The 16634-nt window shown below is 58.4% G+C and carries 7 protein-coding genes; all 7 read right to left on the bottom strand.

Going from position 1 to position 16634, the window contains the following annotated elements:
• Nucleotides 1–503: 503 nt before the first annotated feature.
• On the bottom strand, nt 504–9704 hold the full coding sequence (locus QEN32_RS07210; protein ID WP_280144444.1) for an autotransporter-associated beta strand repeat-containing protein: 9201 nt from the start codon (nt 9702–9704) through the stop codon (nt 504–506).
• A 609-nt stretch (nt 9705–10313) separates the two neighbouring features.
• Complete coding sequence (gene nuoN / locus QEN32_RS07205; RefSeq protein WP_000156667.1) at nt 10314–11771, bottom strand: NADH-quinone oxidoreductase subunit NuoN; 1458 nt, start codon at nt 11769–11771, stop codon at nt 10314–10316.
• Between the two features lie 6 nt (nt 11772–11777).
• Nucleotides 11778–13307, bottom strand: coding sequence for an NADH-quinone oxidoreductase subunit M (gene nuoM / locus QEN32_RS07200; RefSeq protein WP_000926428.1), 1530 nt, complete (start codon nt 13305–13307; stop codon nt 11778–11780).
• Nucleotides 13308–13383: 76 nt separating this feature from the next.
• Nucleotides 13384–15225: an NADH-quinone oxidoreductase subunit L gene (gene nuoL / locus QEN32_RS07195; RefSeq protein ID WP_001056582.1), complete on the bottom strand. Its 1842-nt coding sequence runs from the start codon at nt 15223–15225 to the stop codon at nt 13384–13386.
• A complete protein-coding gene (gene nuoK / locus QEN32_RS07190) occupies nt 15222–15524 on the bottom strand; it encodes an NADH-quinone oxidoreductase subunit NuoK (protein ID WP_000612687.1) in 303 nt (100 codons plus the stop codon). Before nuoK ends, nuoL begins: the two co-directional genes overlap by 4 nt.
• Complete coding sequence (gene nuoJ / locus QEN32_RS07185; RefSeq protein WP_000393522.1) at nt 15521–16075, bottom strand: NADH-quinone oxidoreductase subunit J; 555 nt, start codon at nt 16073–16075, stop codon at nt 15521–15523. Before nuoJ ends, nuoK begins: the two co-directional genes overlap by 4 nt.
• A gap of 10 nt (nt 16076–16085) precedes the next feature.
• Entirely contained in the window at nt 16086–16628 is a 543-nt protein-coding gene (nuoI, locus tag QEN32_RS07180) for an NADH-quinone oxidoreductase subunit NuoI (protein ID WP_000172747.1), read from the bottom strand.
• Nucleotides 16629–16634 lie beyond the last annotated feature (6 nt).

Raw genomic sequence — 16634 nt, 5'->3', positions numbered from 1 at the left:
GCGTGAAGAACACTATTTACAGGTGACCGATTTACCAAAATTGAATATATAAGATGGGGGACTATCTGCACTGTACCCTCGCCGAGACTTCCTTTTACAACCCACCAAACAGCAATCCATTAAGCCGTGCCGACACTCACGTTATTGATGGAAAGAGATTATATGCCGCCGTCACACGAAATAATGAACTGAGCGCGATCGTTGACGCCCTGAAAAACGCTGACAGAAATACGCTTCAGATCAAATTTTTCCCATTGAAGTCGATGAATAAACATTTATCCGGGAAACGGCTCACGAAAACAGTTGGGAGAGTTGTTCCACTGCCTGCTTGCGGAACCGGATACCGAATGTTGCGTTGCGCTCTACCCAACCTACGCCTCACCCAACGCCTGATGGCGCTTCGCTTATCAGGCCTACGAATTATCCTATATTGATAACCCTGCAGGCCGGATAAGGCGTAGCCGCCATCCGGCATAAATGTTGTACTATGCCTGGTCAGCAACCTACCAGTTATAGCGCATGTTCAGGCTAAAGCTGGCGTCGCCGTAGTCGTTCTTTCCCTTCTGACCAGCGGCCTGGACGTAAACGCTTAGCCGTTCGCTGACGTTTGCCTGAATCCCCACTTTCACTTCCATGCGGTCGTTCGGCAAATCCTGCGATACCTTCGTGTCGCCAAAGGTGGCCGAGGCATTGTCGCTGGCGTGCAGCCAGTTGACCTCCATAAACGGCTGGATCCTGCCGCTCTCTTTGTACAGTTTACCGTCCACACGCACGCCTAAGCGCGTCCTCCAGCTATCATCGTTCTGGCCGCTGATGCGGGTACCGCCATCGTCAATAACCGTGTCGGCGCTGTAGCGCTGCCAGGTGACCTGCGCCTGCGGTGTCAGGCTGACCGTGTTGCGGTTGCTTAACGCAATATCATAACGATAACCCGTTTCCAGCGAGACGGCGTGCGCGGCGGAGTCGTAACGGCTGGCGCTGAGTCCGTCGTTATCCACGCTGTTGTTGTAAGCGCCGTACTGATACCAGCTATCGATGTAAGCCCCGCGATGGCTTTGAGCATCGGCAAACCAGGTGGCGTAGAGGCCGAGGTTGTAGCCGTCCACGCTACCGTTGGCGGAGAACTGGCTGCCGTCCCCCCCCCGGTTGCCGGTGCTGTCGGTGCTGGCGTTGATGTAGCTGCCCATCAGGCCAACGGTGACGCTCTGCGCGCCGTCGCTCCAGGTCAGGATGTCGCCGCCGAGCTGGAACTGCGAGTAGTCGCTGTCGATATCTACATTGCCGTTAACCGCCTGCGATCCGGCTTTACCGGCCTTAAAACGCATCCAGATGCTACCGTCGGCGGAACGGTACTGGCTGCCTTCCCGGTCATAGAGGGTCTGCATTTGCAGGTTGCGCGCCATCCACTGGTTGCCGAGATAAACGCCAATGTCGGCGCGGTACTGCGGCGCCACGGGCGTGACGTCGCCGCCGTCAGGTGGAGTGATATCGCCGCCATCGTCAGGCGGAGTGATATCGCCGCCGTCGTCAGGCGGAGTGACCTCACCGTCATCGTCCGGCGGAGTGACCTCGCCGCCATCGTCCGGCGGGGTGACCTCGCCGCCGTCGTCAGGCGGAGTGACCTCGCCGCCATCGTCAGGCGGAGTGACCTCGCCACCATCGTCAGGCGGAGTGACCTCGCCACCATCGTCAGGCGGAGTAACCTCACCGCCGTCGTCCGGCACGTCATCAGACTCGGAGCGCAAGTACCAGTCGCCGCCGTCTTGTTTCAGCGTGTAGGTCCAGGCGTTAATATCAACATGCCCTTTGTAGAGCCTAAAATCACCGTCGGACTGACCGCCCACCTCAATAACTTCAATACCGTTAACCGTTTTTGCGCCCAGGCCATTGACGTTGGTGATATGCAGCGTGGTGCTGCCGGCGGTGTCGCCGGTGACGATCAGTTTATCGGTGGGCGAGCTGTCATCGCCCAGTTGGGTATTGAGATAGAGATGACCGTCGTTGCCGGTATAGTTTCCCGCGATCGTCAGCGTATTGTTGGGCTGGTCGCTGCCGCTTATCATCGCGCTGCTGTTGACGACATCGCCGTTGACGGTGAACGTATCGGCAAAGTACAGGCTGCCCAGGTTGTTAACATGGCCGTTCACCGTGGCGTTGTGGCCGCCAAAGGCGGCGTTCGCGGCGATATTAATCGCCTGCGCGCTCCCCGCAGAGCCGATAGTCGCCGTTTCGGCCAGCCATAGCGCGCCCTCCTGCACGTCGGTGTCGCCGCTGTAGGTATTTTGCGCCCCCAGGATCAGCGCGCCAGCGCCCCGTTTGATGAGCGATTTGCCGTCCCAGTAGGTGGCGCTGTCGGGATTGAGCGTGGCGTCAACGTCCGTCAGCGCGGTGTTCAGCGTGAAGCTATGACCTTGCTCGCTCAGGGTGAAGGTACCGTGGGCGTCGGTGGCGGCGTTGTCGCTGTCGGCATACCAGGACAACGAGGCGGTTACGTCATAGCGGGTGTCGTCGGCGGCGTTCACGCGCCCATCGACGGTGAGAAAATCCACCTGTTTGGCGTCCATACCGGCTACGGTGAATTGCGCAAAATCGCTATTGATGGCGCTGTCCGTGTCAATCAGCGTGTAGGCGTACGCGTCGCGGGTCCAGGATTTCGCCACGTTGCCGATGCCGGTAATATCCAGCGTACCGCCCAGGTTGGCGCGGTCGGCGGTGACGATGGCACCGCTGTTGCTGTCGGTCAGGTGTACGGCCAGGGTGCTGTTCGCCTCCTGCGTTAGCGTATTTGCCCGCAATGCGCTGCCTGCGCCGATTGCGGTGGTGGCGTTATCGTGAGTGGTGAGATTTGCCGTAACGAACTGGCCGCTGGCGTTCAGTTGCAGGCTGGCGTAATTGTCGATATCGCCGCTGCCCAGCGCCTCAACGTTACTGGCGACCAGCGTGCCGCCGTTGATGGTGGTACCGCCGGTGTAAGTATTGGCGCCGGAAAGCGTGAGCGTCTTATCGCCGGATTTTACCACCTGGCCGCGGCCGCTGATGGCATTGTCAAAATCACCGCCGGTATTCAGTTCCAGCGTGGCGTTGTCGGTGACGTCACCGGTGCCCAGCGCATCAACGTTGCTGGCGACCAGAGTACCGTCGCTGATAAGGGTGCCGCCGGTATAAGTATTGCTGCCGGAAAGCGTGAGCGTGTCTGCGCCCGATTTTACTACGTTGCCGCTGCCGCCGATGGCGTTGTCAAAATCGCCGCCAGTGTTCAGTTCCAGCGTGGCGTCGTCGGTGACGTCGCCGGTGCCCAGCGCATCAACGCTAGTGGCAACCAGCGTGCCGTCGTTAATGGTGGTGCCGCCGGTATAAGAATTGGCACCGGAGAGCGTGAGCGTCTTATCGCCGGATTTCACCACCTGCCCGCTGCCGCTGATGGCGTTGTCGAATGTACCGCCGGTGTTCAGTTCCAGCACGGCGTTGTCGGTGACGTCGCCACTTCCCAGCGCATCAACGCTAGTGGCAATCAGCGTGCCGTCGTTGATGGTGGTGCCGCCGGTATAAGTATTGCTGCCGGAAAGCGTGAGCGTCTCGTCGCCGGATTTCACCACCTGCCCGCTGCCGCTGATGGCATTGTCGAACGTGCCGCCTGTGTTCAGTTCCAGCACGGCGTTGTCGGTGACGTCGCCACTTCCCAGCGCCTCAACGCTAGTGGCGACCAGCGTGCCGCTGCTGATAAGGGTGCCGCCGGTGTAAGAATTGGCGCCGGAGAGTGTGAGCGTCTCGTCGCCGGATTTCACCACCTGCCCGCTGCCGCTGATGGCGTTGTCAAAATCGCCGCCGGTGTTCAGTTCCAGCACGGCGTCGTTGGTGACGTCGCCACTTCCCAGCGCATCAACGCTAGTGGCGACCAGCGTGCCGCCACTGATGAGGGTGCCACCGGTGTAAGTATTGGCTCCGGAGAGCGTGAGCGCGTCGTCACCGGATTTGACCACATGACCGCTGCCGCTGATGGCGTTGTCGAACGTGCCGCCGGTGTTCAGTTCCAGCACGGCGTCGTTGGTGACGTCGCCGGTACCCAGCGCCTCAACGTTGCTGGCAACCAGCGTGCCGCCGCTGATAAGGGTGCCGCCGGTATAAGTATTGCTGCCGGAAAGCGTGAGCGTCTCGTCGCCGGATTTCACCACCTGCCCGCTGCCGCTGATGGCGTTGTCAAAATCACCGCCGGTATTCATCTCCAGCGTGGCGTTGTCGGTGACGTCGCCGCTGCCCAGCGCCTCAACGTTGCTGGCGACCAGCGTGCCGCCGCTGATGGTGGTGCCGCCGGTGTAAGAATTGGCGCCAGAAAGCGTGAGCGTCTCGTCGCCGGATTTCACCACCTGCCCGCTGCCGCTGATGGCGTTGTCAAAATCACCGCCGGTGTTCAGTTCCAGCACGGCGTTGTCGGTGACGTCGCCAGTACCCAGCGCGTTTACATCGTTGGCGACCAGCGTGCCGCTACTGATAAGGGTGCCGCCGGTATAAGTATTGCTGCCGGAAAGCGTGAGCGTCTCGTCGCCGGATTTCACCACCTGCCCGCTGCCGCTGATGGCGTTGTCAAAATCGCCGCCAGTGTTCAGTTCCAGCACGGCGTTGTTGGTGACGTCGCCGCTGCCCAGCGCCTCAACGTTGCTGGCGACCAGCGTGCCGCCGCTGATAAGGGTACCGCCGGTATAAGTATTGCTGCCGGAAAGCGTGAGCGTCTCGTCGCCGGATTTCACCACCTGCCCGCTGCCGCTGATGGCGTTGTCAAAATCGCCGCCGGTGTTCAGTTCCAGCACGGCGTCGTTGGTGACGTCGCCAGTACCCAGCGCCTCAACGTTGCTGGCGACCAGCGTGCCATCGCTGATAAGGGTACCGCCGGTATAAGTATTGCTGCCGGAAAGCGTGAGCGTCTCGTCGCCGGATTTCACCACCTGCCCGCTGCCGCTGATGGCGTTGTCAAAATCGCCGCCGGTGTTCAGTTCCAGCACGGCGTCGTTGGTGACGTCGCCGGTACCCAGCGCCTCAACGTTGCTGGCGACCAGCGTGCCGCCGCTGATGGTGGTGCCGCCGGTATAGGTGTTTTCCGCATTCAGGATCAGCGTGCCTGCGCCCTGTTTGATCAGCGATGTGCCGTCCCAGCCGGTGGCGCTGTCGGGATCGAGCGTGGCGTCAACGTTTTCCAGCACCGTATTGACCGCAAAACTGCCGTCGGCATTGGTCAGGTTAAACGTGCCGTGGGCGTCGGTAACGGCGTCGTCGCGGTCGGCATACCATGTCAGGGCGGTGGTCAGTTCGTACTGCTTGCCCGTGTCATCAATGCGGCCATCGACGGTGATAAAGTCGGCCAGATCGGCGTCCATTCCGGCGACGGTAAGCTTTTCGAAATCGCCCGCAATGGTTTTATCTGACGCGATCAGGGTGAAGGTATCCAGATCGTCCGTGCTGGCGGGATCGCTGTCCAGCACATCGCCGACGCCGGTGATGTCCAGCGTACCGGCCAGCGAGACCTGAGAGGCGGCGTGGATAACAGGATCGGCGGTGTTGCTGTTCAGGTTGATGGTCAGCGTGCTATCGCTTTTTTGCGTCAGCGTGGTCGCCTGTAGCGTACTGCCTGCGCCGATTTCGGTGTTGCCGCCGCTTTCGGTGGTGAGATCCGTTACCGTAAACTGGCCGCTGGCGTCCAGCAACAGGCTGGCGCGGTTGTCGATAGCGCCCGTACCCAGCGCGTTGACGTGAGTGGCAATCAGCGTGCCGCCGCTGATGGTGGTAGCGCCGCTGTAGCTGTTGGCGCCTGAGAGCGTGAGCGTCTTGTCGCCGGATTTCACGACCTGGCCGCTGCCGCTGATGGCGTTGTCAAAATCGCCGCCGGTGTTCAGCTCCAGCGTGGCGTTGTCGGTGACGTCGCCAGTGCCCAGCGCGTCAACGTTGGTGGCGACCAGCGTGCCGCCGCTGATAGTGGTGTCGCCGCGATAAGTATTGGTACCGGAAAGCGTGAGCGTCTCGTCGCCGGATTTCACCACGCTGCCCGTACCGCCAATGTTGTTGGCGAAGTCACCGCCGGTGTTCAGCTCCAGCGTGGCGTCGTCGGTGACGTCGCCACTCCCCAGCGCCTCAACGTTAGTGGCGACCAGCGTGCCGCCGCTGATGGTGGTGCCGCCGGTATAAGTATTGCTGCCGGAGAGCGTGAGCGCGTCGTCGCCGGATTTCACCACCTGGCCGCTGCCGCTGATGACATTGTCGAACGTGCCGCCTGTGTTCAGTTCCAGCACGGCGTTGTCGGTGACATCGCCGGTACCCAGCGCCTCAACGTTAGTGGCGACCAGCGTGCCGCCACTGATGATGGTGCCGCCAGTGTAAGTATTGCTGCCGGAAAGCGTGAGCGTCTCGTCGCCGGATTTCACCACCTGGCCGCTGCCGCTGATGGCGTTGTCAAAATCGCCGCCGGTGTTCAGCTCCAGCGTGGCGTTGTCGGTGACATTGCCGGTACCCAGCGCCTCAACGTTGTTGGCGACCAGCGTACCGTCGCTGATAGTGGTGCCGCCGGTATAGGTGTTTTCCGCATTCAGGATCAGCGTGCCTGCGCCGGTTTTGGTAAGCGACTGGCCGTTCCAGCCGCTGTTGGCGTCAACGTTTTCCAGCACCGTGTTGACCGTAAAACTGTCGTCGGCATCCGCCAGGTTGAAGGTGCCGTGGGCGTCGATGGCGGCGTTGTCGCGATCGGCATACCACGTCAACGTCTCGACCAGATCATAGTGTGTGTCATTGACGTTTTTTTGCCCCACGACGGTAATAAACGCGTCCGGGTTCATGGCGTTGCCGTTGATAGTGATGCCGTCAAAATCGCCGCTAATGGCATTGTCCGATTCGATAAGCGCCAGGGAGATCAGATCGTCGGTGCTGCGTATCGGCTCCTGACTGGCGGGCGAGGCGACATTCAGCGTACCGTCCAGATTCACGTTTTTTGCGCGGATGGCGGGGCCGCTGGTCTCCGCCAAATCGGCCGTCAGCGTGCTGCCGTCCTGCTGGGTCAGGGTATTGGCCTGTAGCGTGCTGCCCGCGCCGATTTCAACGGTGGCGCCGCTGTGGGTGGTGAGATCCGCCACGATAAAGGGATCGCTGGCGCTTGCCGCGTCCAGTTTGAGGTAAGCGCGGTTGTCGATATTGCCGCTGCCCAGCGCGCCGCCAGCGGTGGCGGTCAGCGTTCCCTCTGCAATGGTGGTGCCGCCGCTGTAGCTGTTGTTGTTACTGAGCGCCAGCTCGCCGCCGCCCTGTTTTACCACGTTGCCGCTGCCGCTGATGACGCTGCCGTAGGCGGCGGCATCGCTGCGGTTAAACGTCAGCGTGCCGTTGTCAACGATGTCGCCGTTAAACGCGCCCAGCGTGCCGCCGTTGCCAATCTGCAGCGTCGTGCCGCTATCGACGGTCGCGCCTTTGGCGGTCATCGCGCCGTTCAGTATCAGCGTGCCGGATTTTACCCAAAGCGCGCTGTTGGTTGTTCCCGAGAGGTTCATCGTCGCGCCCGACAGCGTCCAGTCGCCGCTGCTGGTCACGCTGTTCAGGCCGCTGATGCTGCTGCCCAGCGTACCCTCTCCGTCCAGAATCAGATTATTGTTGGCGCTGGCGCTGTTGTTGTCGTCGGTAATGCTGCCGGATATCTCCGTACCGGTATTGAGGGTGAGGGTGTTGTTCTTGCTGCCGCTATTGATGAGAATGGCGTTGGTTCCGCCGGTTATTTTCCCCTGACTGGTCAGGGTGTTGCCGGAGCCGTTGATGGTTACGCCATTGGTGTCGCCGGAGATTGCGCCCGCATTGGCGAGCTTATTATTGTTGCCGTGGAACTGAACGGCGGTATTTGCCGTGATGGAGCCGCCGGCCAGGTTATTGAGCGTGTGGCCCGTGGTGACGTAGACGCCGAATACCGAGGAGTCCATCGTGCCGCTGTTGTTAATCGTGACAGCGCCGCCGTGGGCATAGACGCTCGCGTCCCCGGCGCCTTTACCCGTTGTGGTAATGGTGCCGGTGTTGGTGATAGTGCCGCTGGCGCCGCTATTGTACTGGATGCCGTAAGACATATTGGAGCCGGTCGCCGTGATGCTGCCGCCATTGGTGACGTTGTTGGCGCCGCTGTTAATCAGGATGCCGTTGTCTTTGGCGACGATAGCGCTTCCGCTTTCGGTCGTTATCTGGTTATTGCCGCCAGCGATACTGATGCCGGTGCTGGTGGTGGTGATCTTACTTCCACTTTTGGCCGTGATCTGGTTGCCGCTGCCTTTACTGACGCGGATACCATTTTTGCCTGAAATTTCACCGCCTGAGGTGGTGACGATATTGTTATTGCCGCTGATAAGGAGGCCGTCGCTTACGCCGGTCATCTTCCCCTGGTTGGTGATGGTATTGCCGTTGCCATTAATCGCCACCGCCGTGTTGGCCGAGATTGCGCTCCCGGCCTGGTTATTGAGCGTATGGCCTTTGGAACGTGCCGAGTCGAGATAGACGCCATAGACGGTGGAACTCATGGTTCCGCTGTTGTTGACGACGGTGCCGTCGCCGTTGCCGTGGACATAGACGCTGGCGTCTCCCGCGCCGCCGCCCGTGGTGGTAATGGAGCCGGTATTGGTGATAACGCCGCCGGAGGTACTTTCGCCATAATGGATGCCGTAAGTATTGGCGGTGCCATACGCGGAAATCGTGCCGTCATTGGTGACGAGGTTGTCGACGCCCACTTTAAGTTCCATGGCGGTGGACTTGATGCCGACGAGGCTGCTGTTTCCCGCCGTGATCACCCCGCCGACACGGTTGACCACTTCAAAATGAGAACCGTGATAGAGCGCAACGGTAATAAAATCAGACTGCATAAGGCCGCTATTATCAACAGAAACAGAACCACTCACCGCCATATCATTCAGGGTGTGGACATAAATCGCCGCATCCTCGATCTTGTTTGAACCATCGCTGGCCGTGGTGATAATGGTGCCGGTATTGACAATCGTACCGTAAGTACCGTCGCGAAACTCGACGCCATAAGAGCGCCACGAGCCATCGGAGTTAATCATCCCGCCGTTGGTGATGTGGGCCTCGCCGCTCTGGACGATCACCCCGGAAACGCCCTCCAGCACCCCGCTTTCGCTGCTGACGTAACTGCCGCCATTGAGCATATAAACGCCGGCATATTCCTGGGGGATATCCTCAGGATCATGCTCATACGTTGCGCTGTTTTCGATTAGGGCATCGTTGATCACGCTGCCGCCGTTTTGAAGCATTATCGTTCCATCTTCGTTGGAACCGGTGATCGTCCCCTGGTTATGTACGCTGGTGGCGCCCGTTGACGAATCCAGGTTCATCGCCTGGCTGTCGGTCAGACTGCTCCCCACGACAGCGCCGCTTTCAATCAGCAGATCCCAGTCGTTGCTGTTATCGCCGACGATGGCGGCGCTGGCCGCTGTGTCGGTGGCGATGGTATTGTCCGTTTCCACGACGAACGGCGTAGCGCCTGACAGGGTGTAGGTGGTGGTCTGGGAGGGAATGGAAACTCGCGTTTCCTCTGCGACGGCGGGGGCAGCATCCATCGCCAGCAGAGTTACCGCGCACGAGGCGCTGACGCTGACGATAGCGCGGCTACCACTGCGCGCCAGTTCGGAGGTGACAATATACATGCCGCGGGCGGCGTTCCATATAATATTGTAGGTTTTGTTCACTTACTATGTCCTTATTTTCTTTTTGTCCTTTTTGTTTACCTCCGTGGAGCAGCACAAAACCCGGCTATATCGGAGTAACGTTTACGACATAATAAATCGGAATTTGTCATTTTATTAAATTTTATAAATGAACATTAGCATGACATGGCATGTAAATAAATTTATTTAACGATTATATGCACTTAGATGTTGCGGTAATAATTAGCAATTCTACCGTTTGGATTCATGTAAATTAAATAAATCAAAATAACATTACTGCGAATTATATTAACAAAGCTGACTGGTTTTGAATTTTATCGCTTCGGTCTATTATTCAGGGGGGAATATAGAGGAGATGTGAATATAATAGCGCCTGGCGGCGCTGTCGGATGGCTGACAAAGGAGAATACAACGTTGATGCCGGATGGCGGCTACGCTTTATCCGGCATCTGGTTCTGTGTTCGTTGGAAAAGTGTTGGGTTTCGGCTACGCCTCACCCAACGAGTCTATGGTCTCTATGCGTCACAGGTTTTCATAAGTTGGATGCAATCCAACATTTAGAGGCTCCGGTGTTGGTCATCAGCCTCAACCGCCGATAAATCGGCGGTTATTGACATCATCAACGCGGCATTACATCAGCGGCATCGCCAGTTGCACAAGGCTAATCAGCGGCTGCGGCCAGACGCCCAGTACCAACACCAGCAACGCGGAGATCAGCACCACGATACCGCCTGCGCTGTACTGCCAGTTTGTCGGCGCGTCGCGTCCCGGTTGCTGCGGCGCGTGCAGGTAGAGACTCACCGCAACACGCAGGTAGTAGTACAAACCAATCGCGGAACCCACTACCACGGCGGCGACCAGCCACCACAGGCTGGCCTGAACGCCGACCGCCAGCACGTAGAATTTGCCGATAAAGCCCAGCGTCATCGGGATACCTGCCAGCGACAGCATCATCACCGTCATTACCGCGGCAAGAACCGGACGGTGCCAGAACAGACCACGGTAAGAGTACAGAGAATCCGCGTCCGGGCCGCGGAACGGGCTGGACATCAGGCTGACCACGCCAAACGCGCCGAGGCTGCTGAACAGATAACCGGCCAGATAAACGCCAACCGCTTCCATCGACATCTCGCCGCTCTGCAGGGCAATCAGCGCCACCAGCAGATAGCCGAGGTGAGAGATAGAAGAGTAACCGAGCAGACGTTTGATGTTGGTCTGGCTCAGCGCCATCAGGTTACCGAAGATGATAGAGGCAAAGGCGATAATGCCCAGCACCACGCGTACCGCTTCGCTGTCGCCTACCGGCGCATAGAGGAACAGACGCATCACCACGCCGAAGATAGCAATTTTGCTCGCCGTCGCCAGGAAGGTGGAAACCGGCGCAGGCGCGCCCTGATAAACGTCTGGCGTCCACAGGTGGAACGGCACCAGAGAGAGTTTAAAGCCCAGACCGACAATCATCAGGCCAAAGCCCGCCAGCAGCAACGGCTCGTGCAGCATACCATCGCCGAGGCTCTTACCGAGCGCTTCGAAAGACAGGTTGCCGGACTGCGCATAGACCAGCGCCATCCCGAACAGCAGGAAAGACGAGGCGGCAGCGGAGAGGATGGTGTATTTGATACTGGCTTCCAGCGAGCGTTTCTGGCGGAAAGCATAACCAATCAGGCCGAACAGCGGCAGTGAGATCAGTTCAATACCGAGGAACAGCGCCGCCAGATGGTTGGCGTTCGCCAGCAGAATTCCGCCCAGGCTGGCGATTAACACCAGCAGGTAGAACTCTTCCTGGTTATCGTTATAGCCTTCCAGCCACGGGTAGGCAAAGGTACAGGTGGCGAGGCTCGCCAGCAGCACCAGCCCGGTGTAGAGCATCGCAAAGCCGTCAACGCGCATCAGCGGCGTGACGTCCATTGCCCCGGCCTGGCCGACAAACCAAAGCGAAACCAGAGCAGCGTTAAGCCCAATGACCGACAGCGTGGCATTGAGGAAGTGATTGCGTCGCCACGCAATGGAGAGCATCACAACCACCACCGTCAAGCCGACGATCAGCAGCGGTAGCAGCGCAATCAGGTGTTGTGGAGTTATTGTCATGGCGATTTACGGCCTTGTAGTAGTAACGGAATTAACAAACCACTGCTGGATGTTGCTCATCGCAGAATGCGAGGTATCCAGAATCGGCTGCGGATAGAAGCCAAGCAGTACCAGAAGCACCACCAGCAACAGAATGATAAACAGCTCGCGCAGCGACATCCCTGGCAGTTCCTGGCTGGCAATCTGGCTCTTCGCTTTACCGAAGTAAGCGCGATGCAGCATCGCCAGCGAGTATACAGAGGCGAATACCAGCCCAAAGGTGGAGATCACGGTAATCATCGGCACCACCTGGTAGCTGCCGAACAGAATCATAAACTCGCCGACAAAGTTACCGGTGCCCGGCATACCGAGCGTCGCCACCGCAAAGAACATGGACAGCGCAGGCAACCACTTCATCTTGCCCCACAGGCCGCCCATCATACGCATGTCACGCGTATGCAGACGTTCGTACAACTGGCCACACAGAATGAACAGACCGGCTGCGGACAAACCGTGCGCAATCATCTGAATCACCGCGCCCTGGTACGCCAGTTGGCTGCCGGTGTAGATAGCGATCAGCACGAAGCCCATGTGGGAAACGGAGGTATAGGCAATCAGGCGCTTGATGTCGTATTGGGTAAAGGCCATCCACGCGCCGTAGAAAATGCCGATAACGCCCAGCCACATGGCGATAGGCGCAAACTCCGCCGACGCGTTCGGGAACAATGGCAGGGAGAAACGCAGCAGACCGTAAGCGGCGGTTTTCAGCAAGATACCGGCCAGGTCGACGGAACCGGCGGTCGGCGCCTGGGAGTGCGCATCCGGCAGCCAGCCATGCAGCGGCACCACCGGCATTTTCACCGCGAAGGCGATGAAGAAGCCCAGCATCAGCAGATATTCCACACCGTGGGACATCGGCGTGTTCAGCAGCTCTTCATAATTGAAAGTCCACACGCCGGTCGCGTTGTAGTGCACAAAGACCAGCGCCAGGATGGCAATCAACATCACCAGACCACTCGCCTGGGTGTAGATGAAGAACTTGGTCGCCGCCGTGATACGCGTTTTCCCGTCAGAAGCTTTGTGGCCCCACAACGCTATCAGGAAGTACATCGGCACCAGCATCATTTCCCAGAAGAAGAAGAACAGGAACATGTCGATGGCCAGGAACACGCCGATAACGCCGCCTAAGATCCACATCAGGTTCAGGTGGAAGAAGCCCTGATATTTTTCGATTTCTCGCCAGGAGCAAAGCACCGCCAGAACGCCGAGCAGGCCGGTCAGCACCACCATTAGCAGCGACAGTCCGTCGAGCGCCAGATGGATAGAGATGCCAAAACGCGGGATCCACGGCAGGACAAATTCAGATTGCCACTGCGGAATACCGGCGGATTGCGTCAGTGAGTAGCCGCCCTGCAACCACAATTGCAGACCGAGCGCCAGCGTCAGCCCCATGGTAATCAGCGCTATCCAGCGCGGCACCTTCACGCCAAAGCGTTCGGTCTGCCAGCACAGAAAGCCGCCGATAAAGGGAATCAATATTAGCCAGGGTAGTAACATGGCGATTTTTATTCCTTTTTAAGGCCTCTGACAGAGGCCTGATTTTCAACGAATTTGGATAAAATTCACTTTACGATCAACGCAGTACCATCAACAGCGCCAGCACCACAACCGCGCCGATGCTCATGGATGCCACATACCAGCGCAAATAACCGTTCTCGCTTAGTACCAGGCCTTTGCCTGCAAAACGGGAAAGGATAGCCGGAATGTTCATCAACGCATTAAGCGGGTCGCGCTTCAGCAGCCAGGCGATACCGAGGAATGGCTTGACGAATACTTTGTCGTACAGCCAGTCAAAGCCCCAAGCGTTATACCACCAGGTCCCCAGCAGACGGCCCGGCGCGCTGTTGGCGATCGACGTCACCAGCGTGCGTTTACCCAGCCACAGCCATGCGGCAATCAGGATGCCGGCAATCGCCACTACGCCAGAGGTAATTTCCAGCGTCATGACGCGACCATGCGCCAGTTCAGTTGTCTGCGGCAGCACCCCCTGCAACGGCGGTACAATCAGCGCGCCAACAAAGGTAGACAGGATCATCAGGACAATCAGCGGCAGATGATGGGTAATCCCCTTCCCTGCATGAGCATGAATTTGTTCTTTCCCGTGGAATACGATGAAAATCATCCGGAAGGTGTACAGCGAGGTCATGAACGCGCCGACCAGACCCGCCACCATCAGATTGATATGGCCGTTCGCCATCGCGCCAGCCAGGATCTCATCCTTACTGAAAAAGCCCGCAGTGACCAGCGGCAGCGCCGACAGCGCCGCGCCCCCCACCAGGAAGCAGGCATACACCAGTGGAATCGACTTACGCAGACCGCCCATCTTAAAGATGTTCTGTTCGTGATGACAGGCCAGAATCACCGAGCCGGAGGCCAGGAACAGCAGCGCTTTAAAGAAGGCGTGCGTCATCAGGTGGAAAATCGCTGCATCCCACGCCTGTACGCCCAGCGCCAGGAACATGTAGCCAATCTGGCTCATGGTGGAATAGGCCAGCACGCGTTTGATGTCGGTCTGCACCAGCGCGGCGAAACCCGCCATGACCAGCGTAATCGCCCCGATAATGCCCACCAGATGCAGAATTTCCGGGGTCATCAGGAACAGACCATGGGTACGAGCGATCAGGTAGACACCGGCGGTCACCATGGTAGCGGCGTGGATCAGCGCGGAGACCGGCGTCGGACCGGCCATCGCGTCGGCAAGCCAGGTCTGCAACGGTAGCTGCGCAGATTTACCGACCGCGCCGCCCAGCAGCATCAGCGTCGCCCACATCAGCATGTTGTTGCCGTCAGCAAAGTGCGCTGGCGCCAGCTCGACCATTTCGCGGAAGTTCAGCGTGCCCAGTTCGTTGTAGAGAATGAACAGCGCGAAGGCGAGGAACACGTCACCGACACGGGTCACCACGAAGGCTTTCATTGCCGCTGCGCCATTCTTCGGATCGCTGTAATAGAAGCCGATCAACAGATAAGAGCACAGGCCCACGCCTTCCCAGCCGAGGTACATCAACAGCAGGTTATCGGACAGCACCAGAACAACCATGCTGGCGATAAACAGGTTGGTATAAGCGAAGAAGCGAGAGTAGCCCTCTTCCCCACGCATGTACCAGGACGCGAACATGTGGATCAGGAAGCCGACGCCGGTGACCACAGAGAGCATGGTCAGCGACAGGCCGTCCAGCACCAAATTAAAACCGATGTTGAAGTTACCGACCGACATCCACGTCCACAGCGGCTGGCTGAACGCCTGTTTGCCGTTGGCGAAGAAATCCATCCCAACAAACGCTGTCACCAACGCCGCCAGACCAACGGAGCCCACGCCAATGGTCGCGGAGAGATTTTCCGACCAGCGTCCGCGAGAGAACGCCAGCAGTACAAAGCCAATCAATGGCAGAATAATGGTTAAGGCAAGCATGTTCATCCACGCATCTCACTTACTGAATCGATGTTCAGGTTCTGGCGACGGCGATGGAGTTGCAGCAACAGCGCAAGTCCAATACTCGCTTCCGCAGCCGCAAGGCTGATGGCGAGAATGTACATCACCTGACCATCGGTCTGGCCCCAGTAGCTCCCGGCGACCACAAAGGCCAGCGCGGAGGCGTTAATCATGATTTCCAGCCCGATCAGCATAAACAGCAGATTGCGGCGGATAACCAGACCGGTTAAACCCAGGACGAATAAAATCGCAGCGAGGATCAGTCCGTGTGTTAAGGGGATCATGCGCGCTCCTCCGTTTTTCTTTTCGCGCGGTCATCGGCGCGGTTGCTTAGCACTTCGCCCGCACGCTCTTCACGACCGACGTGGAACGCCACCACCAGGCCTGCCAGCAGCAGCATAGACGCCAGTTCGACCGCCAGAACATAAGGCCCGAACAGCGTAATGCCCACCGCTTTCGCGCTAATCGGCGTGCCGTCGATGCCCTGGTCGTTAACGCCCAGAATGGCGTACACAATGACCGCCAGCATAATGGCCGACAAAACCGCCGGACCAATCCACACCTGCGGCTTCAGCCACTGGCGTTCCTGTTCGATTTCGCTGCCGCCGAGGTTGAGCATCATCACCACGAACACAAACAGCACCATGATGGCGCCTGCGTAGACGATAATTTCCAGCGCACCGGCAAAGTAAGCGCCCAGCGAAAAGAACACCCCGGAAATCGCCAGTAGCGATATCACCAGATACAACAGCGCGTGTACCGGATTGGTATGGGTGATCACTCGCAGGGTCGCGAGGATGGCTATCAGGCCACAGATATAAAAAGCGAATTCCATTGCCCTCTCCTTACGGTAACAGGCTCTTGACGTCGATAGGCTTGGCTTCGTTCTCTGCTTCGCCTTTATCTTTGCCGTCGATTGCCATACCCGCCATCCGGTAGAAGTTATATTCCGGGTATTTGCCCGGACCGGAAATCAGCAGATCCTCTTTTTCGTACACCAGATCCTGACGTTTGTATTCGCCCAGTTCGAAGTCCGGGGTCAACTGAATCGCCGTGGTCGGGCACGCTTCTTCGCACAGGCCGCAGAAGATGCAGCGTGAGAAGTTAATGCGGAAAAATTCCGGATACCAGCGGCCATCTTTGGTCTCCGCTTTTTGCAGAGAGATACAGCCTACCGGACAGGCTACCGCGCACAGGTTACAGGCAACGCAGCGCTCTTCACCGTCCGGGTCGCGCGTGAGCACGATACGACCACGGTAACGGGGCGGTAAATAGACCGGCTCTTCCGGATACATCCGCGTTTCGCGTTTGGCGAACGCATGCAGGCCGATCATCCAGATACTGCGTACCTGAGTGCCGAAACCTACTAATAATTCTTTTAAGGTCATGGTCTT

It is taken from the genome of Salmonella sp. SA14318, assembly GCF_029866905.1.
In the GTDB taxonomy this organism is placed as follows: domain Bacteria; phylum Pseudomonadota; class Gammaproteobacteria; order Enterobacterales; family Enterobacteriaceae; genus Salmonella; species Salmonella enterica.
Note: the sequence above shows the minus strand (reverse complement) of the source record. Positions and strands in the feature narration are given on the sequence as shown.

Coding starts and splice junctions, on each gene's coding strand:
- nuoN (WP_000156667.1), bottom strand. CDS start 11,771: ATGACAATAACTCCACAACACCTGATTGCGCTGCTACCGCTGCTGATC.
- nuoL (WP_001056582.1), bottom strand. CDS start 15,225: ATGAACATGCTTGCCTTAACCATTATTCTGCCATTGATTGGCTTTGTA.
- nuoK (WP_000612687.1), bottom strand. CDS start 15,524: ATGATCCCCTTAACACACGGACTGATCCTCGCTGCGATTTTATTCGTC.
- nuoM (WP_000926428.1), bottom strand. CDS start 13,307: ATGTTACTACCCTGGCTAATATTGATTCCCTTTATCGGCGGCTTTCTG.
- nuoI (WP_000172747.1), bottom strand. CDS start 16,628: ATGACCTTAAAAGAATTATTAGTAGGTTTCGGCACTCAGGTACGCAGT.
- nuoJ (WP_000393522.1), bottom strand. CDS start 16,075: ATGGAATTCGCTTTTTATATCTGTGGCCTGATAGCCATCCTCGCGACC.